The 23873-nt window shown below is 62.5% G+C and carries 23 protein-coding genes and 9 tRNA genes; 14 read left to right on the top strand and 18 right to left on the bottom strand.

What is annotated here, in order from left to right; all coding sequences use genetic code 11:
* The first annotated feature begins 70 nt into the window (after positions 1-70).
* Together I6L32_RS11335 and I6L32_RS11330 are read left to right on the top strand one after the other, a co-directional pair.
* Positions 71-730, top strand: a complete 660-nt coding sequence (locus I6L32_RS11335) for a LysM-like peptidoglycan-binding domain-containing protein (protein ID WP_010675484.1) — start codon at positions 71-73, stop codon at positions 728-730.
* Between the two features lie 295 nt (positions 731-1025).
* The gene (locus I6L32_RS11330; protein WP_005297820.1) at positions 1026-1235 is read left to right on the top strand and encodes a cold-shock protein; all 210 of its coding nucleotides are present in this window, start codon (positions 1026-1028) and stop codon (positions 1233-1235) included.
* Between the two features lie 553 nt (positions 1236-1788).
* Here the strand turns inward: I6L32_RS11330 and I6L32_RS11325 are convergent.
* The 8 genes from I6L32_RS11325 to orn form a co-directional block, all read right to left on the bottom strand.
* Positions 1789-1864: transfer RNA gene (locus I6L32_RS11325), tRNA-Gly, on the bottom strand.
* 24 nt (positions 1865-1888) lie between these two features.
* A tRNA-Gly gene (locus tag I6L32_RS11320) sits at positions 1889-1964 on the bottom strand.
* A 38-nt stretch (positions 1965-2002) separates the two neighbouring features.
* Positions 2003-2078 (bottom strand) — tRNA-Gly (locus I6L32_RS11315).
* A gap of 24 nt (positions 2079-2102) precedes the next feature.
* Positions 2103-2178 (bottom strand) — tRNA-Gly (locus tag I6L32_RS11310).
* A gap of 114 nt (positions 2179-2292) precedes the next feature.
* Positions 2293-2368: transfer RNA gene (locus I6L32_RS11305), tRNA-Gly, on the bottom strand.
* A 32-nt stretch (positions 2369-2400) separates the two neighbouring features.
* Positions 2401-2476 (bottom strand) — tRNA-Gly (locus I6L32_RS11300).
* Between the two features lie 25 nt (positions 2477-2501).
* Positions 2502-2577 (bottom strand) — tRNA-Gly (locus I6L32_RS11295).
* A 177-nt stretch (positions 2578-2754) separates the two neighbouring features.
* On the bottom strand, positions 2755-3300 hold the full coding sequence (gene orn, locus I6L32_RS11290; protein ID WP_042014296.1) for an oligoribonuclease: 546 nt from the start codon (positions 3298-3300) through the stop codon (positions 2755-2757).
* Between the two features lie 91 nt (positions 3301-3391).
* Between orn and rsgA the strand changes: the two genes are divergently transcribed.
* Genes rsgA through I6L32_RS11265 form a run of 5 tightly spaced genes read left to right on the top strand, consistent with a single transcriptional unit; the run spans position 3392 to position 6233 of the window.
* Entirely contained in the window at positions 3392-4426 is a 1035-nt protein-coding gene (rsgA, locus tag I6L32_RS11285; RefSeq protein ID WP_039040203.1) for a small ribosomal subunit biogenesis GTPase RsgA, read from the top strand.
* A gap of 29 nt (positions 4427-4455) precedes the next feature.
* The gene (gene asd, locus I6L32_RS11280; protein WP_202154952.1) at positions 4456-5328 is read left to right on the top strand and encodes an archaetidylserine decarboxylase; all 873 of its coding nucleotides are present in this window, start codon (positions 4456-4458) and stop codon (positions 5326-5328) included.
* Positions 5325-5573 carry a VF530 family DNA-binding protein gene (locus tag I6L32_RS11275; protein ID WP_041212447.1) on the top strand — a complete coding sequence of 83 codons (249 nt, stop codon included), beginning with the start codon at positions 5325-5327 and terminating at the stop codon, positions 5571-5573. The genes asd and I6L32_RS11275 overlap by 4 nt, the downstream gene beginning before the upstream one ends.
* Positions 5574-5577: 4 nt before the next feature.
* Positions 5578-5829 (top strand): DUF2960 domain-containing protein, encoded by a 252-nt coding sequence (locus tag I6L32_RS11270; RefSeq protein ID WP_042865041.1) that lies wholly within the window; start codon positions 5578-5580, stop codon positions 5827-5829.
* 2 nt (positions 5830-5831) lie between these two features.
* Positions 5832-6233, top strand: a complete 402-nt coding sequence (locus I6L32_RS11265; RefSeq protein WP_134997894.1) for a hypothetical protein — start codon at positions 5832-5834, stop codon at positions 6231-6233.
* A gap of 96 nt (positions 6234-6329) precedes the next feature.
* Here the strand turns inward: I6L32_RS11265 and I6L32_RS11260 are convergent, their stop codons facing one another.
* Complete coding sequence (locus I6L32_RS11260; protein WP_029314787.1) at positions 6330-6824, bottom strand: hypothetical protein; 495 nt, start codon at positions 6822-6824, stop codon at positions 6330-6332.
* A 166-nt stretch (positions 6825-6990) separates the two neighbouring features.
* Here I6L32_RS11260 and I6L32_RS11255 point away from each other — a divergent pair, with 166 nt between their 5' ends.
* Positions 6991-8964 carry an EAL domain-containing protein gene (locus I6L32_RS11255; protein ID WP_069652056.1) on the top strand — a complete coding sequence of 658 codons (1974 nt, stop codon included), beginning with the start codon at positions 6991-6993 and terminating at the stop codon, positions 8962-8964.
* Positions 8965-9032: 68 nt separating this feature from the next.
* Here the strand turns inward: I6L32_RS11255 and rraB are convergent, their stop codons facing one another.
* Positions 9033-9368 (bottom strand): ribonuclease E inhibitor RraB, encoded by a 336-nt coding sequence (gene rraB, locus I6L32_RS11250; RefSeq protein WP_010675493.1) that lies wholly within the window; start codon positions 9366-9368, stop codon positions 9033-9035.
* Positions 9369-9749: 381 nt separating this feature from the next.
* On the opposite strand from rraB, the gene I6L32_RS11245 reads away from it, so the two are divergent.
* Both I6L32_RS11245 and I6L32_RS11240 read left to right on the top strand, forming a co-directional pair.
* Positions 9750-9825, top strand: a tRNA-Phe gene (locus I6L32_RS11245).
* 5 nt (positions 9826-9830) lie between these two features.
* Positions 9831-9906, top strand: a tRNA-Asn gene (locus I6L32_RS11240).
* Positions 9907-9970: 64 nt separating this feature from the next.
* Here I6L32_RS11240 and I6L32_RS11235 read toward each other — a convergent pair.
* Together I6L32_RS11235 and I6L32_RS23525 are read right to left on the bottom strand one after the other, a co-directional pair.
* Positions 9971-10192 (bottom strand): hypothetical protein, encoded by a 222-nt coding sequence (locus tag I6L32_RS11235; protein ID WP_010675494.1) that lies wholly within the window; start codon positions 10190-10192, stop codon positions 9971-9973.
* A 155-nt stretch (positions 10193-10347) separates the two neighbouring features.
* On the bottom strand, positions 10348-10482 hold the full coding sequence (locus tag I6L32_RS23525) for a hypothetical protein (RefSeq protein ID WP_081000980.1): 135 nt from the start codon (positions 10480-10482) through the stop codon (positions 10348-10350).
* 236 nt (positions 10483-10718) lie between these two features.
* Here I6L32_RS23525 and I6L32_RS11230 point away from each other — a divergent pair, with 236 nt between their 5' ends.
* Positions 10719-11996 carry an alpha/beta fold hydrolase gene (locus I6L32_RS11230; protein WP_216943899.1) on the top strand — a complete coding sequence of 426 codons (1278 nt, stop codon included), beginning with the start codon at positions 10719-10721 and terminating at the stop codon, positions 11994-11996.
* 97 nt (positions 11997-12093) lie between these two features.
* The gene (locus I6L32_RS11225; protein WP_216943898.1) at positions 12094-15654 is read left to right on the top strand and encodes an ATP-binding cassette domain-containing protein; all 3561 of its coding nucleotides are present in this window, start codon (positions 12094-12096) and stop codon (positions 15652-15654) included.
* A gap of 55 nt (positions 15655-15709) precedes the next feature.
* Here the strand turns inward: I6L32_RS11225 and I6L32_RS11220 are convergent, their stop codons facing one another.
* The 5 genes from I6L32_RS11220 to trmB form a co-directional block, all read right to left on the bottom strand.
* The gene (locus tag I6L32_RS11220; protein WP_041215736.1) at positions 15710-15916 is read right to left on the bottom strand and encodes a YgdI/YgdR family lipoprotein; all 207 of its coding nucleotides are present in this window, start codon (positions 15914-15916) and stop codon (positions 15710-15712) included.
* A 183-nt stretch (positions 15917-16099) separates the two neighbouring features.
* Positions 16100-17392, bottom strand: coding sequence for a sulfurtransferase (locus I6L32_RS11215; RefSeq protein ID WP_043156003.1), 1293 nt, complete (start codon positions 17390-17392; stop codon positions 16100-16102).
* Between the two features lie 29 nt (positions 17393-17421).
* Complete coding sequence (glsB, locus tag I6L32_RS11210; RefSeq protein WP_010675499.1) at positions 17422-18342, bottom strand: glutaminase B; 921 nt, start codon at positions 18340-18342, stop codon at positions 17422-17424.
* A gap of 96 nt (positions 18343-18438) precedes the next feature.
* Positions 18439-18771 (bottom strand): YggL family protein, encoded by a 333-nt coding sequence (locus I6L32_RS11205; protein WP_039040181.1) that lies wholly within the window; start codon positions 18769-18771, stop codon positions 18439-18441.
* Positions 18772-18797: 26 nt separating this feature from the next.
* Complete coding sequence (trmB, locus tag I6L32_RS11200) at positions 18798-19511, bottom strand: tRNA (guanosine(46)-N7)-methyltransferase TrmB (RefSeq protein WP_010675501.1); 714 nt, start codon at positions 19509-19511, stop codon at positions 18798-18800.
* Positions 19512-19771: 260 nt separating this feature from the next.
* On the opposite strand from trmB, the gene I6L32_RS11195 reads away from it, so the two are divergent.
* Entirely contained in the window at positions 19772-20839 is a 1068-nt protein-coding gene (locus I6L32_RS11195) for a M28 family metallopeptidase (protein WP_049636588.1), read from the top strand.
* Between the two features lie 199 nt (positions 20840-21038).
* A complete protein-coding gene (locus I6L32_RS11190) occupies positions 21039-22220 on the top strand; it encodes a PLP-dependent aminotransferase family protein (RefSeq protein ID WP_041215746.1) in 1182 nt (393 codons plus the stop codon).
* A gap of 63 nt (positions 22221-22283) precedes the next feature.
* Here I6L32_RS11190 and I6L32_RS11185 read toward each other — a convergent pair whose 3' ends face one another.
* Entirely contained in the window at positions 22284-23825 is a 1542-nt protein-coding gene (locus I6L32_RS11185) for a cyclic diguanylate phosphodiesterase (RefSeq protein WP_043156005.1), read from the bottom strand.
* Positions 23826-23873 lie beyond the last annotated feature (48 nt).

Below are 23873 nucleotides of genomic sequence, written 5' to 3'. Positions count from 1 at the left end.
GGGGACGAGTCCGTTTACCATAGGCGGCATATTTGCCTGATGGCAGGCAATGTAGTGAGAGGTAAATGCCGTGCCCACCCCGGACCGTCGCCCACGTGGCCATAACAGACGAGCCCAGCAGCGTCGCCAAGACGAATCACAAGGAACCCTGCTCCAACGTATCAACGCGGCTACCCTGCCCCTGCGCCAGCGTCTCGGCCAGGGCATGAGTGGCCTGGGTCAGCGCAACAAGGAACCGAAGGCGGCCTCGTTCAAGCTGGCAAGCCCCCTGCCCCGCAAACACACCATAGGGTTGCTGGTGCTGATCCCGCTCTGGCTGCTGGTGCTGGCCTGGGAGCCCGCCCCCGCCGCCCCCACCACGGCGCCGTCAGGCTCTCTGGCGGTCCCCCTGGCCGTGCCGGCCCAGGCCCTGACCGTCGGCAACGCCGGTGAGCCCCAGGCCGCCAAGCCCGTCGAGGAAAAAGTGGATGGCACCTGGTTGCAGCACGACGTGCAGGCCGGTGAAACCCTCTACTCCATCTTCCGCAAGTTCGAGTTGCCGGGGGCCGAGCTCAGCCGGCTCATCGCCATCGAAGGGCCGGACAGGCCGCTGACCCGGCTGCAGTCGGGCAAGTCGGTGTTCATCCTGGTGGACACCAGCCGCCGCATCCAGCGGGTCGAGGTCCGCTCTCTCGGTCAGGTCAGCTACCGCTACGACCGCCAGGGGGAAGGGTTCGCCCTCAAGGAATAAGGGGGCTCGACCACACCCCCTTATGCAGACGGGAGGCCATGGCCTCCCGTTTTTTTTGATGTGAAGCATGAAACAAGCTGCTGACTTCACAATACTTTTAGCTCGCTCAAAAAATGAAAAGTGCCAAATTGACAAGGGATCGGGCTCCAGTACAATCGGTCAGGCTTTAGACAGGGATTGTGCTACATGCTACTGGGACAAAGAGACGTGGTCAGTCATGCTTCAACCCCTGACTTCCAGGCAAATGCTGCCCAACCAGGCTTAGTTTCATTTTGTTATAGATAGGACTTACCACATGTCTGACATTCGCACCGGCCAAGTAAAATGGTTCAACGAAACCAAGGGTTTTGGCTTCATCGAGCAATCCCAGGGACCGGACGTTTTCGTTCACTTCTCCTCCATCCAGAGCGCAGGTTTCAAGACCCTGGCTGAAGGTCAAAAAGTCCAGTTCACTGTGACCCAGGGCAAAAAAGGCCCTCAGGCCGAGAACGTCACCGTTATCTGAGCCAGCGCCAGTGAACCCGTAGGAGGAGCCATCGCCCCTCCTATTTTTTTGCCCGCGATTTCCCCTCCCCGATCGGCAGAGCTCTTGCCGGGCTTGCCATCCCCACCTGCAAGCCGTTTATGGCCGCCACAGCCGCTATAAATCAAAATGATGAGTTTTGGTTAAATGCCCCGGTTTTAACTTACACCGAGCCACTGTCTGTCATTCAGGCCCTGCCAAGCCTGTTAGCCGACCGCAAAGGGTTGTGCCCGATCTCCGGGAGGCTATTAGCAAGCAACACATCTTGGTCTTATGACTTGGGATGTGCGGGGAAGAGAGAAATCAGGCAAACGCCGGATACGACAAATCATCGCAGCGCGATGTGATGGGCAATTCAAAGGGATTATGAGAACGTCGAAGAGAGATTGGAGCGGGAAACGAGACTCGAACTCGCGACCCCAGCCTTGGCAAGCGCGGATCATGCTCTACCAACAGGACGCGGCAGTGATGGTACTGAGAAACTGGATTCGTGTACTTGGGGGAGAGATTGAATTCGAAGGGTTCGAAGAGAGATTGGAGCGGGAAACGAGACTCGAACTCGCGACCCCGACCTTGGCAAGGTCGTGCTCTACCAACTGAGCTATTCCCGCAACAGGATGTCATCTGCAAGTGATTGGAGCGGGAAACGAGACTCGAACTCGCGACCCCGACCTTGGCAAGGTCGTGCTCTACCAACTGAGCTATTCCCGCAACGGAATATCACTTACACATATCTACTGGACACTGCTTGGAGCGGGAAACGAGACTCGAACTCGCGACCCCGACCTTGGCAAGGTCGTGCTCTACCAACTGAGCTATTCCCGCAACAGAATGTCATCTGCAAGTGATTGGAGCGGGAAACGAGACTCGAACTCGCGACCCCGACCTTGGCAAGGTCGTGCTCTACCAACTGAGCTATTCCCGCATCGGAATATCACTTACATATTTTTGGAGCCAGCAACGAGAATCGCGCTCGCTACCCCGACCTTGGCAAGCACTCAACATGCTCTACCAACGCGGTGACTCCGGCACTGCATATTGGAGCGGGAAACGAGACTCGAACTCGCGACCCCGACCTTGGCAAGGTCGTGCTCTACCAACTGAGCTATTCCCGCAACATGGATTGTCTTGAGGCTGTGCTGATGATTGGAGCGGGAAACGAGACTCGAACTCGCGACCCCGACCTTGGCAAGGTCGTGCTCTACCAACTGAGCTATTCCCGCATCGGAACGTCATCAGCAAACATTTTGGAGCGGGAAACGAGACTCGAACTCGCGACCCCGACCTTGGCAAGGTCGTGCTCTACCAACTGAGCTATTCCCGCAAAACCTGAAAACAGACCGTACAGCATTTGGTTGCTTGCGCTACTGTACGGGAGCCGAATTATAAGAGCAGACATTCCAATTGCAAGGGCTTTTTTGTCTGGTTGCAGCCGTTCGCTCAAAAGCTGGCCGAACTGCTGATTTTAGCAACCGAACGACGGCAAACCCTTGCCAGCCACTCAGATTTTGAAGACGTGGGCGCGGTAGAACTGCAGTTCGGCGATGGATTCGCGGATGTCGTCCAGCGCCTGGTGAGAGCCGCTCTTCTTGAATTGATCCAGCAGTTCAGGCTGCCAGCGACGGACCAGCTCCTTGATGGTGCTGACGTCCACGTTGCGGTAATGGAAGAAGGCTTCCAGATCGCTCATGTGCTTGACCATGAAGCGGCGATCCTGGCCAATGCTGTTGCCGCACAGGGGGCTGGTACGCTCCGGCACCCACTGGCGAATGAAGGCGAGGGTCTCGGCAACGGCCTTGGCCTCGTCGTATTCACTCGCCTTGACCCGGGCCACCAGCCCGCTCTTGGTGTGGGTGTTGACGTTCCAGTCGTCCATCTTGCCGAGCTCTTCCTCGCTCTGGTGGATGGCGATGACCGGCCCTTCGGCCAGCACGTTCAGGTCCTTGTCGGTGACGATGGTGGCGATCTCCAGTACCACGTTCTCTTCGGGGTCCAGACCCGTCATCTCCATGTCGATCCATACCAGGTTCTGCGCGCTGACTGTCATGATTGCTCTCTCTATTGGGAGGAATGGCGGAATTTTGCCAATTTGCATGTATCATACTGGCTTTGAATCTGTTCATAAACTGGCAAACCCCGTGGCAAAGAAAGCAAAACTCAATCTGGGTCAACAAAGGCGCGTCCAGGCCAACCGCGAGCGGCGGCTGCAAAAAGAGCACACCACAGTGGTAGATGACACCCTGTTCGGCCCCGCCATCGAAGGGGTGGTGATCAGCCGTTTCGGCCAGCACGCGGACGTCGAGGCAAGCGATGGTGCCATCCACCGCAGCAACCTGCGGCGCAGCAGCATCAGCAGCCTGGTGTGTGGCGACAAGGTGGTGTGGCGCCCCGGCCTCAATGCCGCGACTGCCGGCGTCATCGAGGCGGTGCACCCGCGCCACTCGGTGCTGACCCGGCCGGACTTCTACGACGGGGTCAAACCCATCGCCGCCAACATCGACCAGATCATCATCGTCTCGGCGGTGATGCCCGAGTTCTCCACCAACATCGTCGACCGCTACCTGGTGGCGGCAGAAGATGTGGAGATAGCGCCCCTCATCGTGCTGAACAAGGTCGACATGCTCGATGACGCGGCCCGCGCCCGTATCGAGCACCAGCTCGAGACCTACCGCAAGCTCGGTTACGAGGTGCTGCTGGTGAGCTGCGAGAGCGGTGAGGGCATCGACGCCCTCAAGGCGGCGCTCACCGACAAGATCAGCATCTTCGTGGGCCAGTCCGGGGTGGGCAAGTCGTCCCTCACCAACGCCCTGATGCCGGGGCTGGACGTGCTCACCGGCGAGATCTCCGAGAACTCGGGGCTCGGCCAGCACACCACCACCACGGCGCGGCTCTACCACTTCCCGAGCGGCGGCGATCTCATCGACTCCCCCGGGATCCGCGAGTTCGCCCTCTGGCACCTGGAAGCCGACCGCATCACCTGGTGCTTCGTCGAGTTTCGCGACTACCTGGGTGGCTGCAAGTTCCGCGACTGCACCCACAAGGATGATCCCGGCTGCGCCCTGCGCGCCGCGGTCGAAGCGGGCGCCATCAGCGCCGATCGTTTCCACAACTACCACCGCATCCTGGAAACCATGCAGGAAGCCCGCCACGGTCGCCAACAGGCGCGGCTGTGACCCGTTCAACTCATTCCCAGATGAAGATCATGAGCATCACTGACAACCTGAAAATTGCCGGTCAATACTGCCTGCCCAAACACGCCCTCTCCCGCCTGGTGGGCAAACTTGCCGCCGCCGAAGCGGGCAACCTCACCACCAGGGTGATCGAGGCCTTTATCAAGCAGTACCAGGTCGACATGAGCGAGGCGCTGCACGAGAGTCCGGCCCACTACAAGAGCTTCAACGAATTCTTCACCCGCGAGCTCAAACCCGGCATCCGCCCCGTGGTGGAAGACGCCATGACCCTGGTCCTGCCGGTGGATGGCACCGTCAGCCAGCTCGGGCCCATCAGCCAAGGTCGCATCATTCAGGCCAAGGGCCACGACTACAGCGCCCGCGAGCTGCTGGGGGGCTATGAGGATCTGGTGGCCCCGTTCAAGGATGGCGACTTCGCTACCATCTATCTGGCACCCAAGGATTACCACCGCATCCACATGCCGCTGGACGGCGTGCTGGAGAGCATGGTGTTCGTGCCGGGGGATCTCTTCTCCGTCAACCCCCTCACCGCCGAGAACGTGCCCAACCTGTTTGCCCGCAACGAGCGGGTGGTGGCTACCTTCCGTACCCCCCACGGCCCCATGGCCCTGGTGCTGGTCGGTGCCACTATCGTCGCGAGCATCGAAACCATCTGGGCCGGCAACATAGCGCCGACCAAAGAGAAGAAGGTGGTGCGCTGGGACTACACCGGCGATGAAGCCATCACCCTGCAAAAGGGGGCCGAGATGGGCCTGTTCAAGCTGGGCAGCACAGTCGTCTGCCTGTTTGGCCCGGGCATGCTGGCCGGTTTCGAGCCGCACCTGGCCAACGGGGTCACCACCCGCATGGGTCAGCCCTTTGCCACCCTGGCGGCGCAGGTATGAGCGATCAACCCGCTTCCCAGAAGAACAACCCGCTGCACGGGCTGACCCTGGAGGCCATCGTCACCGCCCTGGTCGCGCACTATGGCTGGGAAGCGCTGGGGCAGCAGATCAATATCCGCTGCTTCACCGATAATCCCAGCATCAAGTCCAGCCTGAAGTTCTTGCGCAAGACCCCCTGGGCCAGAGAGAAGGTCGAAAGCCTCTATCTGTACGTCCAGCGCAAGCAGGCCAAAGAGAAGGAGTGACGCCATGGCGTTCAAGATTACCTACACCTACAAGAAGCAGGCCAGGGAGATTGGCTACGCCAACGACAAGTTCAACAGCATCTATGATGCCGTTGCCGCCGCCGAGGGGATCGATCTGACCCGCTTCCACGCCATGGAAGAGCAGCTGGCCCAGGTGTGCCGCCGCGACAAGAAGAGCGTGAAGGATTACCGGGAGAACTACTTCAAGGAGCTGGGCTTCTCCAGCATCGTCATCGAACGGGACGCCAAGGAGTAACCATGCGCACCCTGACCCTGATGGCGGCCACCCTGCTGCTGGCCGCCTGCAACACGACACCGAGGGAGCCCCTGGTCGGCGCGGATCGCGACGAACATGGCTGCATCGGCAGCGCGGGCTATCAGTGGTCGGCGCTGGCAGGCCAGTGCGTGCGGCTGTTCGAGCAGGGCATTCGCCTCAATCCGACCGATGCCGGTCAGACCGTCAGCGCTTTCGTGCTGTTCAATGCCGATCAGAGTCAGGCCGAGCTGACCCTGCCAGAGGGCGAGCCGATCCGGCTGATCCGCCAGGGCGAAGAGGGCAACTGGTCCTGGCAGGGCGGCGGCTATCAGCTCTTCCCCTGGAAGGGCTATGTGCTCAAAGCCGGCGACCATGTGCTCTATCACGGCGATCTGACCCCCTGATCCTCGTCATCCCTCCCCTCACGCCCTGATGGGCGCAGAGCAGGCATAAAAAAACCCCGTTGCATGCAACGGGGTTTTTCATGATACCCGGCAGGATCAGTTGCCGAGGGTGGAGAACAGGCTCTGTTCCAGGCTGCCGCGGGAGACGCACACCGGGGTGATGGAGGGAGCCAGTACCCGCTCGCCGGAGGACTCGACGAAGTAGAGCTGGGTATTGCCCTTGACGTTCACGGTGGCAACGCTGTTGTTGCCGCTCTGGGTGATGATCAGGTTGATCTGCAGGTTGGGGTTGCCCAGCGCCACCTTGGACCCCATGGTGCCGCAATCCAGCCACTCCAGACCATCGGCCGAGTTTTCCACGTTGGCGGTCATCAGACCGGCACCACGCTGGCTGTTCTCGATGTTCAGACCGTGATCGCCGAACCACTTCTCGGCACGGGCCCACACCAGATCCACCGGGATAGCCATCTCCTGGGTGTTGTTGGTTGCCTTGGCAACCGGCGGGGTATAGCGATACTGCTCGCCGCCGTTGTTGTCGCTCGCACAACCCACCATCAACAGGGCCAGGGCGCCCCCCATTATCTTCTTCATGCTGCTTCTCTCATCCATAAGGCCATAGGCCAACCGGCGGCTATTATGGCGATCGCGACACAGGCTGTCAGCAGGGATCCGCACAAATGGCGTACTCTTAACCCAGGCTTTACAAAACCCACCTGTTATCATAGATTTGCTCGAAGTCTCCCCCGTGAGTGCTCTCGTGACTTCTTCGCTCTCCCTGGCGCTGCTGCAGCAGATCATCGACCAGTTACCCATGAATATCTTCTGCCGGGACAAGCACGGACGGTACCTGTTTGCCAACAAGGCATTCGCCAGGGAAGCCGGCCTGCAAGACCCGAGCGAACTCATTGGCAAGAGCGATGCCGAAATGCCCTGGGGGGATGTATTCCGGGAGGAAGATGACCGCCTGCTGGCCGACGGCAAACCCCTGCTGCACCAGCAGCTCCATTGCCACAGCGGCGAAGGCGCCAGCTGGATGGAGATCAACAAGGTTCCCCTGTATGACGAGCACGGCGATCCCATCGCCCTGTTTGCCATGGTCAGCGCCATCGATCAGCGCAAGGAGCTGGAGCAAACCTTCCGCCAGCAGCAGTTGCTGCAACGCCGCCTGCTGGATGCCATTCCCGACCTCATCCGTCTCGAGGATCACCAGGGCGTGCTCATCGACTGCAACCAGGCCTTTCTCGACTTCATGGGGCTGGTGGCAAGCGAGGCTCTGGGTCGGCGCGTCCCGCCCCGGCTGCCCGTCGAACAAACCCTGGGTCAGGGGGAGTATTGCGTGGTGGATGCTCAGGGCAGAGGCCGCCATCTGGAGGTCACCCGGGTCGAGGTGCCGGATGACGAGGGCAACTCCCTCGGCATCCTTACCCTTAGCCGCGACATCACCGGGCTGCGCACCACCCAGGCCCAGTTGCAGCAGGAGCAGCACTACGACAGCCTGACCGGCCTGCTCAAGCTCTCCCACTTCCTCCAGACCAGCCGTCATCTGGGCGCCCGCAAAGCCAGCCTGCTGCTGGTGGATCTGCAACATTTTCGCGAGATCAACGATCGCTTCGGCATCCGGGTCGCCGACCGCCTGCTGAGCCAGGTGGCCCGTCGCCTGCAACGACTGGCGCCGCCCCAGTCCCTGCTCTGCCGGGTCGCGGCGGATGACTTCGCCCTGCTGCTGCCCGAGCTCCCCCTCTCTCTGGATACGTGGAGCCGCAACCTGCAGCAGGAGCTGATGACGCCCTATCAGGTCGAGGAGCACAGGATCCAGATCCCGGTGTTCCTCGGCATCGCCCATGGCAAGGCCAAGGATGCCGAGCGTCTGCTGAGCCACGCCGAGGCCGCCCTGGCCCAGGGCAAGCGCCAGCAGCAGCACTGTACCCTGTTCGACCCCGCACTCGATGCCAAGCTCAAACGCCGCCAGCTCATCGCCGCCCAGTTGCCACTCGCCATCAAGTCCGCCGAGCTGACCGCCGTCTACCAGCCCATCATCTGTACCCACAGCAACCGGCTACACGGGGCTGAGCTGCTCTGCCGCTGGCCCCATCCCGAATTCGGCATGATCTCCCCCGACGAGTTCATCCCGCTGGCGGAGGAGCTGGGGCTCATCGGCCAGCTCGGCCAGCTGATGCTGGAGCTCGGCTGTGCCCAGCTTGCCCGCTGGCAGGTGGCGGCCCCGGATCTGGTGCTCTCCATCAACCTCTCGCCCCTGCAGTTCCGCGATCCCGAGCTCTGCCCGCAGATCTTCGACTGCATCGCGCGCCACGGGCTCGCCCCCTGGCAACTGGAGCTGGAGATCACCGAAGGGGTGCTGATGGAGAATGCCGACGAGATAGAGAGCAACCTGGCCAGCCTCATCGAGGCGGGCTTCCAGCTCGCCATCGACGACTTCGGCACCGGCTACTGCTCCCTCGCCTACCTTCCCAGGCTGCAAGTGGCGACCCTCAAGCTCGACAAGAGCTTCACCCAGGGGCTGGCCACCAACCAGGCCACCACCGCCATCGTGCGTTCCGTCATCGGGTTGGGCCATGAACTTGGCATCAAGATCACCGCCGAAGGGGTGGAGACACCGGAGCAGCAGGCCTGGCTGGTGCAGGTCGGTTGCGATCGGCTGCAAGGCTATCTGTTCAGCCGCCCCCTCCCACCGGCCGACTTTGCCCGCAGCTACCAGCTGCCGGAGCAGTAAGCCAGCAACAACAAGGCCACCCGAGGGTGGCCTTGTTGTTTTTGCAAAGCGTACGTGATCTGACGCACTTACTCCTGGAAGTAGGTGCCCCAGCCGTCGTAGTCCACCCCGTATTTCTCGAGGATGGGCAGCATCTTCTCGATGTCGGCGACGATGGTGTCGATGTCCAGCTTGCACTCCACCATGGCGTCGAAACAGAAGATGGTGGCGCCGTCGTCCAGCTCCATCTCCTCGGCGTCGGTCACTTCGAAACCGGCCTTGAACAGATCGACCGCCGCCTTCTCCAGCAGATCGAACTTCTGGCAGGCAAAGTGGTGCTCAATCTCGTAATCCAGATCCGGGTTGCTGCCATCGGCCAGCAGCTCGTTGACGATGGCGGCGGTCTCTTCGCGCCACTCTTGCATATTGGTATTCATATAAACCCCAGGCGGTGTTGAATGGATGTCACCCCTGCCAGCCGCGTCGGCCCGGACCATGGCCAGGGGATGAGTGCGGCAAAGCATACCCGCAGAGCGCGGCAGGCTCAATCGATGGGCCAAGATAACTGGCGCCTCTCCCGGCTTGGCGCCAGCGGGCAGCCCTCGGCACGTCAGGCAGCTCGCCCCCCTTCATGATGTTCTGCTGGCCGTCGGCCCACCCTGCCCCGCAGGCGCCCCTCTTTTCATGGTTAAAACGGGGAAACCGGTCCAATCACGGGAAGATTGCTCGGATATCGAGCGAACGGTACATCAATCTGCGGCCTGTGGTTGACACCTCAGTCCAGAAAGGGTTTAATGCGCGCCATTGCCCAGATAGCTCAGTCGGTAGAGCAGGGGATTGAAAATCCCCGTGTCGGCGGTTCGATTCCGTCTCTGGGCACCAACTATTCCTCCTTAGTTCAGTCGGTAGAACGGCGGACTGTTAATCCGTATGTCACTGGTTCAAGTCCAGTAGGAGGAGCCAAATTCGAAAGGCCCGCTCAGATGAGCGGGCCTTTTTGCATCTGTCATTTACTCACATGCCGGGGCTAGTAGTGGTTTTCGTCCCCATGCCATACGTGTCCGGCCGAGCAGGCCCGGGCGACTTCGTGGCAGGGGTCGTCCGCATGGCGGCGGAAGAAGTGCTGATCCTGTTGCAGCAGGAGCGAACTCATCGAGTGGCTCATGCCAGCCAGTGCCTCGCCAGCGGTCAATCCTGCAACCCGGTGATCTGTGGCCAAATGAGCCAGGACTTTTTCACGACTGTTCATGATCGCCTCCCTCTGTGGATCCGGTCGTAAATTGACCATAGCAGCCGTGCTCTGCATACAGCAAACCCGCGCCAGCAAAGGGCTACAGGCAGGTCCTGACCTTCTGCTCTGGCATGAAAAAACCCGCTCATGACAAGCGGGTCTGTTTCACTCAGCTAACCGCCGTTGCAGGCCGCCAGCAACAGAGTGGCACCACAGGTGGCGCTGAACACCAGCAAACCCGCCTGCAGCACCCCCTCCGGATCCCTCTGTGTGCGTCTCTTGCGAACACGTATCCATCTCGGCTTCATCGAGCCAACTCCATCCAGTTTCCTGCACCCGGGGTGCTGACCTATCCCTGCTCGTCCCGGCAGGCGGCTCATCTTTGTCCAGTTGCAGCCCGCCGTCAACTGCGGCGAAACCACACCTTGTACGGCACCGACCTCAGACTCCATCTCTGTTAACAATCTGGAAAACCGGCGTGACCCGCTCCTGCGCCAGGGCTATGATGAGGCCGACGATTTTCCTACCCTCAGGGAGACCCCAGATGAGCAGCCCCTTGCACTATGTGCTGGATGGCATCCATTGCGAGCCACACTTTTTTACCGTGCCCCTCGACCACCAGCATCCCGACGAGGAGGCGACCCTCACCCTGTTTGGCCGCACCCTCTGCCGCAAGGACAAGCTGGATGATGACCTGCCCTGGCTGCTCTATTTGCAAGGGGGCCCGGGCTTTGGCGCTCCTCGCCCGACCGCCGATGGCGGCTGGATCAAGCGGGCCCTGCAGGAGTTTCGGGTGCTGCTGCTCGATCAGCGCGGCACCGGCCACTCCACCCCCATCAGTGCTGACGCCCTGGCGGGGATGACCCCAGGTGAGCAGGCGGACTACCTCGGCCATTTTCGCGCCGACAGCATAGTGCGCGACGCCGAATGCATTCGCGAGGTGCTGAGCCCGGGGCGCCCCTGGAGCCTGCTCGGCCAGAGTTTCGGCGGCTTTTGCAGCCTCACCTACCTCTCGTTGTTCCCGCGGAGCCTGCACGAGGTCTACCTCACCGGCGGCGTGGCACCCATCGGGCGCAGCGCGGATGAGGTCTACCGCGCCACCTACCAGCGGGTGGCGGACAAGAACCGCGCCTTCTTCACCCGCTTCCCCCATGCCCAGGCCCTGGCCAACCGGCTGGCCAACCACCTGCACCACTACGACGTACGCCTGCCCAACGGCCAGCGCCTGACGGTGGAGCAGTTGCAGCAGCAGGGGCTGGATCTGGGGGCCAGCGGCGCCTTCGAGGCACTTTACTACCTGCTGGAAGACGCCTTCATCGGCGAACGCCTCAACCCCGCCTTCCTCTATCAGGTGCAGGCCATGCAGCCGTTCAACACCAACCCGGTGTTCGCCATCCTGCACGAGCTCATCTATTGCGAAGGGAGTGCCAGCAACTGGGCGGCCGAGCGGGTGAGAAGGGAGTTCCCTGCCCTGGCCTGGGCGCCAGGCAAAGATTTCGCCTTTACCGGCGAGATGATCTTCCCCTGGATGTTCGAGCAGTTCCGCGAGCTCATTCCCCTGAAGGAGGCAGCCCACCTGCTTGCCCAGAAAGCGGACTGGGGTCCCCTCTACGACCCGGCGCAGCTGGCCCGCAACACTGTGCCGGTGGCCTGCGCCGTCTATGCCGAGGACATGTACGTGGAGTTTGACTACAGCCGCGACACCCTGAAGGGGCTTGACAACAGCCGCGCCTGGATCACCAACGAGTTCGAACACAACGGCCTGCGGGTCGATGGCGAGCGGATCCTGGATCGGCTCATCCGCATGAACCGGGATCGCTGATCCCGCCGGGCGCACGCCCGCAGCAAGACAACAAGTTCGAGGGCGGCCCATGAGCCGCCCCGCCCATGGAAGCAACACAAAACAACAAGGACACCCATTGGATCATCCGGAAATCTCGGCCGGCTGGCTGAGTCGCCTCTTCTATCGCTGGACCGGCCCGCTGCTGCGCAAGGGGCTGACCCAGCCCCAGGTCAGTCTCGACGATCTCTATCCCCTGCTACCGGAAGACAGGCGCGACGGCCGCGCCGACGCCTTCCTCGCGCTCACCGCCCGCCAGCCAGTGCGCCCCTGGCCCTTGACCGCCTTTATCTGGCGCCATTACAAGGGACGGATTGGCCTGCTCACCCTGCTGCAACTGCTCGGCATGCTCGCCACCCTGACCAGCCCCTGGCTGCTCAACCACAGCATGACCCAGCTCGGCACCGATGCCACCACCGGCCACAAGCTGCTGCTGGCCCTGGCCCTGTTCGCCTCCGTGCTCGCCGCCGGCATGCTGGCGGAGCACTCCCTGCAACTGGCCCTCAAGATGCACGTGCCCATCCGCCGTCTGCTGGCCGAATCCCTGCTCGCCAAGGTGATGAAGCAGGGTGGCAAGAGCTTCGACGACAGGGCCGGCGGCCGGGTTCAGAACCTCATCAACCGGGACGTGTGGGACATCACTTGGATCCTGGCTGACCCCGCCATGCCGGTCACCATGGCGCTGCAACTCATCGGCACCATCGCCCTGCTGGTGTGGCAGGTGGGCAGTGCCGGTCTGGTGGGCTTCGCGGTGCTGGCCCTGCTGCTGCTCATCTCCACCCGGGTGGTACGGCGCATGAACCAGCAGGAGCAGCAGCTCAAGCGTCAACAGGACGAGCGCAACGGCATCCTGGCGGAATACATCAAGAAGCTGCGGCTGGTGCGCCAGAACGGGCTTGGCCCCTTCTTCACCCGGGCGGCCAACACCAAGCGCCAGCAGGAGTTGGGAGTGCTGGGCAGGGTGCTCAGGCTCGATGCTATCAACGAAGGGCTGATGCTGAGCACTCCCCTGCTGGTGACCCTGGCCACCTTCACCACCTACCTGGCGTCGGGCAACACCCTCACCCTGCCCCAGGTGTTCACCACCATCGCCCTGTTTACCGTGCTGCGCATTCCCATGATGCGACTGCCCTACCTCATCCGCACCCTGATCAACTTCAACACCGGCTTCAACCGGCTGTGCGAGTTCCTGAACAGCCCGGAGCAGCATCGGGATCTCACCGATCCCAGCTTGCCGGTGGGCAGCCTGCGGCTCGACAACGTCACCGCCCTGCACCAGCAAAAACCGGTGCTCGAGGGAGCCAACCTCGCCATCGCACCGGGGGAGCTCGTGGGGATCACCGGGGCCACCGGGGCGGGCAAGAGCTGCCTGCTGCATCTGGTTGCCGGCTTTGACAGCGAGTTTGCCGGCAGCATCCGTCGCCACGGCCGGGTTGCCCATCTGGGCCATAACCCCTGGCTGATGAACGACACCATCCGCAACAACATCCTGTTCGGCCAGCCCTGGCACGCCGAGCGCTATCGTTGGGTGCTCGGCGCCTGCGCCCTCACGGCCGATCTCGCGCTGCTCAGCCACGGGGATCAAACCCTGGTGGGCGAGCTCGGCACCCGCCTCTCCGGCGGCCAGCAGCAGCGGGTCGCCCTGGCTCGCGCCCTCTACGCCCGGGCCGATATCCTGCTGCTGGACAACCCCTTGTCTGCGCTCGACCCCATGGTCGCGGCCCAGGTACTGGAGCAGGGGCTCGCCTTCAAGCCGGGGCCAACTCGGCTCCTGGTAAGCCACGACCCGGATGTGCTGGCCAGGTGCGATCGGGTGATCCGCATCGAGCAGGGGCGCCTGGTGGAGCTCGATGCCCACCAGTTGGCGGATCTTGTCCAGCATCCCCAGCCCGCCCCGCCGGTGCCCCCTCAGGAGGCGGAGCAGTTCAGCGAGGAGAAAGTGGTGGAGGGCAAGGTGGACTGGGGGCTGTTTGGCTTCATGTGGCAGCGCCTCGCCGCCCCCGGTGCCATCCTGCTCGTCCTGCTGCTCACCCTGGGCCAGGAAGGGCTGCGCATCGCCTCGGATCTCTGGCTCGGCGGCAAGGCCGAGGTGAGCGACGTCAAGACCCTGCTCGGCATCTATGTGCTGCTGGGGGCGGGCTCCCTCGCCTGCATCATGGCGGTGCGGGTCATCAACTACAAACTCGGCCTCAAGCTGGCCTGGACCCTGTTTGACGGCATGCTGGGGCGCATCAGCCGCGCCCCCATGGCCTTCTTCGACAAGGTGCCCCAGGGGCGCATCCTCAACCGCTTCGACCGGGATCTGGGGGAGGCGCAAGAGATGCTGCTCTCCATGCTGGTGGGACTGTTCGGCATGCTGGTGTCCGTGGCCTTGCAGGTGGTGGTGATCGGCATCAATATTCCCCTGCTGCTGCTCATCGCCCCCCTGGTGGGATGGGCGCTCTATGTGTTGCAGCGCCGCTACCGGGCGGTGCAACTCAAGCTGCGGCGCCAGTCCTCGGTGCTGCGCTCCCCGCTCTACATCAGCATCAGCGAGACCATCCGCGGCGCCCCCGCACTGCGTCTGGCCGGGGCCGAACGCTTCGCACTGGATCAGGTGCTGCATCACTATGACAACAACTTGCGCAGCTGGTACACCACCACCTCCATCAACCGCTGGCTCGGCATGCACCAGACCCTGCTCTCCGCCGCCCTGGTGGGGGCCGTGGCGCTGATGGTGGCCTTTGGCAACAGCCCGCTGCTGGGGGCCGTGGCCATCACCTACGCCTTCACCGCCTCGGCCATGCTCAACTCCCTGATCCGTACCTTCGCGGAAGTGGAGCAGGTGATGAACGCGGTGGAGAGGGTACGGGAATACAGCGAGATAGAGAGCGAACGCCAGGATGGAGAGGCCCTCGCCACCCCTCACCCCGCAGTGCGCTTCGACAACCTGGGGCTGCGCTACCCCCAAACCAGCCAGTGGGCGCTGCACAAGGTGAACTTCGAGCTGGCCCCAAGTGAAAAGGTGGGTGTGTGCGGGCGTACCGGGGCAGGCAAAAGCTCCCTGCTGGGGGTATTGCAGGCCATGTATCCCGCCTCCCAGGGAGAGATCTTCTACGGCAATCAGCCACTGTCACGACTTGCACCGGAGGCGGTGCGCGATCTCTACGACACCGTCTCCCAGATCCCACTCACCTTCTTTGGCTCCTTGCGGGCCAATCTGACGCCCCTGACCGAGCATGACGACGCCGTGCTTGAGCAGGCGCTGGCCCGGGTGGGCCTCGCCGAGCGCTGCGCCGGGCGGCTGGATGAGGATCTCGACAGGCTGCAACTCTCCGCCGGCGAGACCCAGTTGTTGGTGATCGCCCGCATCCTGCTGTCGCGCCGACCGCTCATCGTGTTGGATGAAGCCACCTCGGACCTCGATCACGGCGGCATGCGCAAGATGGCCGAGCTGCTCTACCGCTACCGGCCGGAGGCCAGCTATCTGGTGATCGCCCACCATCTGGAGCCGCTCTTGTCGGTGGACAAGGTGGTGGTGATGGAGGCCGGCACCGTGGTGGAGCAGGGTTCGCCGGTGAGCCTGCTGGCCAACCCCCACTCCCGCTTCCACCAGCTGTTTGCCGGCCAGGTCAACCGCCAGGTGCCCCAGACGGTGTGAGGGCTGAAAATGACAAGGGCTGCCCGCGGGCAGCCCTTGTTGCTTGAGGAGAGCCTCAACGCTCCATGATCTGGGTGATGTCGTCCTTGTTGATATGCACCTCCCTCCCCTCTTCATCGTAATAGCGATACATGCCTGTGGTCTCGTCCAACCTGGGTTTGCTGTCGGTGGCAATCATCTTGCCATCCTTGGTGCTCATGATGTATTGGGAGCTGCACCCCGCCAATCCCAACAGACAAACCAGCATCATCACAGCTTTCATCACTCTCCCCTTCTTCACGCTCACCCTGGCGGTGATAGATGAAGCCTAGCTCAACCGGATGGCCCGTTTACCTTGATTGCAGCAACAGGATTCACAGAAAGAATCCACCTGCTATAGCCATTGAAAATGATCTATCAAGAAAAGAAAGACCGGACATCTGTCCGGCCTGCTCTGGATTATTAGTTACTTGCCCGGCTTGCGCTCGCCGGTGACGGTGGGGTTGGCCGGATCCATGCTCCACTCGAACCATCCGCCGTCGTAGACGCTGATCCGCTTCCAGTCCATCAACCAGGCGTAGAAGAACGCCTCGGAGGCGCGCCAGCCGGTGCCGCAGTAGAAAGCGGCCTGCTGGGTCGGCTCGATATTCCACTCATCCCACATGGCGAGGATCTCGCGGGCGGGCTTCATGGTGCCGTCCGGGTTGTGGAAGTCGCTCATGCTGTTGGCATCCACCCCGCCATGACCCCATCTGGCCCCGGGAATGTCCCCCTTGGGCTTGATGTAGCTGTAGCCCGAGGTATTGCCCACGAACTCGTCCCAGGTGCGCACGCTGACCAGGGCGCCGTCCGGCTGCTTGAGCAGGGCCTTGGCCTGGTCAAGGGTGGTGTAGAACTCGGGACGGGCGGGGATGACCACGCCAAACTCCCTGGCCGGTTTGAAAGTATTGGCCAGACCGGTCTCGGTGCGCAGATGCTGCACGAACCAGGCCTCCAGCCCGCCATCCAGCAGCCGCACATCCTCGACCCCCGCATACATCATCAGATGGGCCGCACGGGCCGCCGCCATGGTGTTGCGGCCATAGAGGATGACGGTGGTGTCATGACGGATGCCGTTCTCCAGCAGCAGCGCCTTGAGCGCCTCGTCAGAGACCTTGTTCCACAGCGGCTCCCCTTCCAGCCGGTTGGTGTCGATGTAGCCGGCTCCCGGAATGTGGCTCAGCAGATAGGCCTTGGGGGATCCCCAGTCCACCTCGAACACCTTCCACTCCCCCTTGGGGGCGGCGATGACCGGCTTGCCTGCCTGCAAGTCTGCCAGCCAGAGCGGATGGACCAGCTGCTGCCAGCGTGCCAGGTGCTCCCGGGGCGCATCTTTCCATCCCTGCAGCTCGAACAGCTGCTTGATGCCCTGCTGGCGCAGCAGACGGGCCACCTCGGCCACCTCGCGAGGGGTGCCATAGAGGGCGACGGGTTTGTCGGCCTTCAGCCCCTTGCTCGCAAGCGCCACAGGCCACTCCTCGTCACTGTATTTCCACTCTGCGGAGAGCAGCTCGGCACCGGCCACATGGCCCCCCTGCTTCTCCCCGTCCATGGGCCAGCCCTGGTAGAAATAGCTCGGGCGGGTATCCAGGATCACCGCCTCCTTGCCCTTGGCATCCGCCAGGGAGAGCGGGGGCAGCTCAGCGGCCAGCGCGGGCCAGGCACACCAGAGCAGCAAGGCGGTCAGGCAGCTTCGCCACAGTCCAGTCATTCGTTTCATGATGTCGTCTCGATGCATAGTGAAGAGAGTTAAAAAATGGAGCGGCCCAGGCGCTCGGCCAGCAGCTCCAGCGCCGCCGTCCCGGCCAGGGAGTTGCCCGCCTTGTTGAGCTCGGGTGACCAGACGCAGATGGAAAGCTCTCCCGGGATCAGCGCCATGATGCCGCCCCCCACTCCGGATTTCCCCGGCATGCCGACCCGGTAGGCGAAGTCGCCCGCCTCGTCATAGAGGCCGCAGGTGGCGAGCAGGGCATTGACCTGCTTGGTGGTCCGGGCCGGCAGCAGGGGCGTGCTCTCGCCAAGGGGGACGCCCCGGTTGGCCAGATAGACGAAGGCTCGTGCCAGATCGACGCAGCTCATGCGGATGGCGCAGGCATTGAAGTAGCTCTGCAATACCTTGTCCACCTCGTTCTCGAAGTTGCCATAGGCCTTCATCAGATAGGCGATGGCGGCATTGCGGGCGGAGTGCTGGTACTCGGAGCGCGCCACCACCTGATCCGCCATGATGGCCGGGTTGCCGCACAGGCGGCGCACCAGTTCCAGAGTGCGTTGGCGGGGAGCGGTGAGCCGGGTTTCCAGCAGATCGCTCACCACCAGGGCACCGGCGTTGATGAAGGGGTTGCGGGGAATGCCCTGCTCGAACTCCAGCTGGACGAGGGAGTTGAACGGCTGACCGGAGGGCTCCTTGCCCACCCGGGCCCAGATCTCCTCCTCCTGATAGAGGGTCAAGGCCAGCGTGAGGCTCAGGGCCTTGGAGATACTCTGGATGGAGAAGGGCTCGAAAGCGTCACCTGCGGTGAACAGTTCCCCTTCAACGGTACAGACCGCGATCCCCAGCCGGTCGGCAGGCACCTGGGCCAGGGCGGGAATGTAATCGGCCACCTTCCCCTGCCCGAGCAGCGGACGCACCTCTTCCAGGATGCCGGCCAGTAATTCGGATGACAACACCATTGGCTATTCCATGACGTGAAACGAGGCGGGGCCAGCCCACCGACAAAAATCCCGCCGGCGGCGGGATTTTCTATCTGCCCGGGAGGCAGTCAGATATCAGGCCGGCTCGCCGTACCAGAGATCGAACAGCTCGGTGACCACCACAGCCTCCAGCCCTTTGCCTTGCAGCCAGGTCTGAACGGCGGAACGGTCTTCGTCGGTGCACTTGCCGAGCTGCTGGGTGCAGATCATCCCTTCCCAGGCCAGGTGACCCGAGCCGGCGAAGGCCAGCTTGCGAGGCTCAATCACCTCGTCGATCAGCGCATCGACCACGGCATCAATGGTCTCTTCGGCGGTGCCGACCGGGAAGTTGAAACTGATGTCGAACCCCATTTCCTGGAATTCATCGACGCGCAGTTTCTTGCGCAGACGGCGGCTACGGTTGGCCATGATAGCTCCTTAGTTGATACGTTGACTCAGTTGACTCGTTTGAAAATCAGATCCCAGACACCGTGGCCCAGACGATGGCCACGCTGCTCGAATTTGGTCAGGGGGCGCCAGTCGGGACGGGGCACCCAGTTGCCGGTGGCGGAGGTGTTCTCGTACCCCTCGGCGGCGCTCATCACCTCCAGCATGTGCTCGGCGTAGTTCTCCCAGTCGGTGGCCATGTGGAAGACGCCACCGATGGCAAGCTTCTGGCGGATATCCTGGGCAAAGGCAGGCTGCACGATGCGACGCTTGTGGTGGCGGCTCTTGTGCCAGGGGTCAGGGAAGAAGAGCTGCAGGCAGGAGAGAGAACCGTTCGGGATCATGTGCTCCAGCACTTCCACCGCATCGTGGCAGATGACGCGCAGGTTGGTGACGCCCGCCTCCTGGGCGGTGCCAAGGCAGGCGCCCACACCCGGAGAGTGCACCTCGATGCCGATGAAGTTCTTCTCGGGGGCGTTCTTGGCCATCTCCACCAGGGAGGCGCCCATGCCGAACCCGATCTCCAGCACCACGGGTGCCTCGCGGCCAAACAGGGCCACCATGTCGAGCGGCTCTGGTGCGAAATCGATGCCCATGACCGGCCAGAGCTCTTCCAGGGCCTTCTCCTGCCCTTTGGTCAGGCGGCCTTCGCGACGGACGAAGCTGCGGATCTTGCGCATGAACTTGCCGTCTTCGTTAAACACATCTTGGGTCACAGACATAGTAAATTGCTCGTTATTGCATCGCTCTGGAACAGAGCCGACATAAATGGATCGCTCGTTATTGCATCAGTTCGCAAAAACAGGGGAGCGAATTATCCCAAGATAGGCACAAGGCGCAAGTGTTTCCCACAACAAATCCCCCGGGACTGCCCACTTCCACCGGCAAGGTTGACAAATGCCACCCCCTTCACAGAATCTGCCGGGCGTCGGGTTCATCCTGACGCGGAAAAATAAAACCATATACAACAAAGGATTGCAGTATGAAGAAAACCCTGTTGGCCCTTGTCCTGCCTGCCTTGCTGGCCGGTTGCAACCCCTCTGACAACGACTCCCAACCCCCTGCCCCCGCAGCTCAGGCCCATGAATTTCTGGTGCAACTGAGCTCTGGCGCAGAAGGGATAGGCGCTCGTCCCACGGGCACAGAGGCCGAAACCCGCGCCGCCGCCTGGATCCAGGATCATCTGGCCGGCTGGGGTTACGAGGTGCAGAACCAGCCATTCACCTACACCCGGGGCGGCACAGACCGAACCTCCCAGAACATCGTCGCCGAGCTCAAGGGTCAAAGCGACAAGGTGATCCTCATCGGTGCCCACTATGACAGCACCGGCGAGAAGAAAGGATCCGAAGGCGCCACCGACAACGGGGCCGGCGTCGCCGCCCTGCTGGCGGTTGCCGAGGCACTCAAGGGAGAGACCCTGCCCTACACGGTGCGCTTCGCCTTCTTCGGCGCCGAGGAAAACGGCCTCAACGGCTCCAGAGCCTATGCCGCCAGTCTCGACACCGACGCCGTCGCCAAGCTGCTGGCCATGGTGAACTACGACACCATCGCCGGGGGTGACATCGTCTATGTCCACTCGGCCCACTCCGACGTGGCCGAGTACAACTGCGCCGACCCGAGCCGCTACAGCTTCGATCCCAAGGTGCGCGATCGCCTGCTGGCCATCTCCCAGCAGACCGCCACCCCGTTCGCCATCCACCCCAGCTACAGCGGCTACCCGGAAGGGGAGACCGGCAGCTGGTCCGATCATGCCCCCTTTGCCTGCCTGGGGGTGCCCATCGCCTACGTGGAGGCCACCAACTTCACCATCAACGGGGAAGATGGCTATGACGGCTACTCCCAGAGCACCAATCCGGCGCTGTGGGACTGCTACGACGACGCCACCAAGAGCGCCTGCGACCGGGACAGCGAGACCCAGTGGGGCAAGATTTGGCACACGGAGCATGATCGCCTCGACAAGATGGCCGAGCTCTTCCCGGGCCGGATCGAGCAGCAGCTCGGGGCCAATACCGACCTGATGATCCGCTTCCTCAAGGCGCCGGGGCTCTGACCCCCATCCCGCCCGATGCCCCCCTGACAGGGGTTTTTGCGCCCCTGACCGGGGTCGGGACGATAAAATTCGGGCAGGTGCCAAACCTGCCCTTTTTTATGGATTTTTGTGACAGCCATTGCCTCATTTCTGAAATCTGATACAAACGGATAACCTGGCGGTTGAATGGAGCGACCGCCACCTAGTCAGAGAGAACCCTATGCAGCCGTTTTTTGCCCAGCGCTTCGAGAAGGTCGAGCCTTCCTTTATCCGCGAAATCCTCAAAGTTGCCGCCAATCCGGAGATCATCTCCTTCGCCGGCGGCCTGCCCAACCCCCATCTGTTCCCGGTCAAGGCCATCGAGCAAGCGTGCCAGGACGTGCTGCGCGAGCAGGGAGCCGCCGCGCTGCAATACGCCACCACCGAGGGCTTTGCCCCGCTGCGCCAGTTCATCGCCGACCGCTACCTGAGCCGCCACGGCATGGCCGTCAATCCTGACAACATCCTCATCACCAGCGGCTCCCAGCAGGCGCTGGATCTGCTGGGCAAGGTGCTGGTGAACGAGGGGCAGGATCTCATCATCGAAGAGCCGGGCTACCTTGGCGCCATCCAGGCGTTCTCCGTCTATCAACCGAATTTCAAGCCCATTACCCTGGCGGAAGAGGGGCTGGATCTGGCCGCGCTGGATGCGCTGCTGGAGCAGGGGTCCAGCGCCAGGCTGCTCTACGGCGTGCCCAACTTCCAGAACCCGAGCGGTGTTTCCTACAGCCGCGCCAACCGGGAAGCCCTGGCGGAGCGCCTGGTGCGCCACGATCTGCTGATGGTGGAAGACGACCCCTATGGCGAGCTGCGCTTCGAGGGGGAACACCTCCCTCCCATCGCCAAGCTGGCCCCCCACAACACCGTGCTGCTCGGGTCCTTCTCCAAGACGGTGGTGCCCGCCTTCCGCCTGGGATGGATGGTGGTGCCGGACTGGCTGCGCAAGAAGGTCACCATCGCCAAGCAGGCCACCGACCTGCACAGCAACGCCTTCAGCCAGCAGGTGCTGCACCGCTTCCTGACCGACAACTCCCTCGACGCTCACCTGGAGAAGATCAAGGAGGTCTATGGTCGCCAGCGTGCCGCCATGGAAGCCGCCCTCGCCCGCCACTGTCCGCCCGGCGTCAGCTACACCCGTCCCGAAGGGGGCATGTTCCTCTGGCTGACCCTGCCGCCCAGCGTCAGTGCCATGGCCCTGTTCGACGAGGCCATCAAGGAGAAGGTGGCCTTCGTGCCCGGCGCCCCCTTCTATGTGCGCCCCGAGATCCAGAATACCCTGCGCCTGAGCTTCTCCTGTGTGGATGAGGCGACCACGGAAGAGGGTGTTCAGCGTCTGTGCCGCGCCCTGGCCCGCATGCTCTGAGCCATCCGGCCATAAAAAAACCAGCGACCCGGTCGCTGGTTTTTTTTGCCTCGCGCTTTCCCCTCAGCGCCCCTGCCCGGCCAGCTGGCTGACAAACTCCTTCATGGGCATGGGCCTGCCAAACAGGTAGCCCTGCAGGAAGGTCACCTCGCGGGCCTTCAGATAGTCGGCCTGCACCTGATTCTCCACCCCTTCCGCCACCAGTTGCAGACCGAGCCGGGTCGCCAGATCGATGACGTTCTCCACGATGTGGCTGGAGAGCGCGTCCGACCCAATCATGCCGACGAAGCTCTGATCGATCTTGAGGAAGTCGACCTGGAAGGTCTGCAGGTAGGTCAGGCTGGAGTGGCCGGTGCCGAAATCGTCGATGGCGATGAAGACCCCGAGGGCATGCAGCTCGGCAAAGAGCCGGTCCGTCGTCTCGTCCGCCACGATGAGCTCGCGCTCGGTCAGCTCCAGCACCAGCTTGATGGGATTTCCCTTGAAGGCGTTGATGAAATCCCGGCAATCTTCCACCAGGCTCAGATCCTTGCAGTGGCTGGCGCTGATGTTGAAGCCGAAGTGGAACCCTCGCGGCAGATGGTGCGCCTTACCCGCAAACTGTTCGCGCACCTGCGCCATCAGCAGCCGGGTCATGGGCACGATGAGGCCACTGTCCTCTGCCAGGGGAATGAAGCGATCCGGCGAGATCATCCCCTGACGGGGGTGTTGCCAGCGCATCAGCACCTCGCAACCGCTCCATTGGCCGTCCTCCCCGTTCACCACAGGTTGCAGATAGGGGATGAACTCCTGCTGGGAGAGTGCCCGTTTCAGCTCCTGGGCCGGCGAAGTCGAACGGCCCATCAGCCAGAAGACCGCCACCCCGAGCAGCAGGCTCAGCAGAGGATAAATAATGACGCCCACCTTGGAGTAGTCCCAGATGTGGGCACGGTACTCATCCACCGACACCGTGGTCACTACCTTGAACGGGTACCTGTTCGAGACCTGTTCTAGATAGCCACTGCGGTCCTTGGGGATCAGCTTGTCGGTGAGCTCGCTGTTTCGCAGCAGCATCTCGTTGCCGACCACCAGCCCCAGTGGGGAGTTGCGGCTCAGCATGTCCAGGATGTTGAGCAGGTAGTAGCCGTCGACCCCCACCAGCACGCTGAACTCGCCCACCTCTTCCCGGTAGGCGATGAGGGGGCGATTCGGGGTGACCGGGTTGCCCTTCATCAGGTCGAGCCTGCCCCCGACATAGTCTTCCAGCTTGATGCCGCCATCGACCGGGCCATAGAGGGAAGAGCAGTAGATCCGATCTCCCCTGGCCAGGTTGACGCTGCGCACATCCGGCACCGTGGCCACCTGATCCCTGAGCCCCTGCACCACCTCGAGACAGGGCCTGCCCAGGCTGCCGGTGAGGGCCGACGCCGCCAACTGGGCATTGTCCAGAGTGCGGTCGAACATGACCCTGGCATGTTCCAGGCGCGCCACCGCATCCTGTTTCACGCCGGTGGCGGTCTGCCAGATGACGATGACGAGCCCAAGGAGCATGGGCAACAGACCGGCCAGCAAGGCACAGAGCAGCCGGACATAGAATTGACGCACCTTCAAACGTCGAAATGGCATAACGGCCCTCATGAACATGGCGAAAAAGCGCTCGAGTTTACCCGCTGG

It is taken from the genome of Aeromonas sp. FDAARGOS 1402 (assembly GCF_019046925.1).
Classification (GTDB): domain Bacteria; phylum Pseudomonadota; class Gammaproteobacteria; order Enterobacterales; family Aeromonadaceae; genus Aeromonas; species Aeromonas caviae.
Note: the sequence above shows the minus strand (reverse complement) of the source record. Positions and strands in the feature narration are given on the sequence as shown.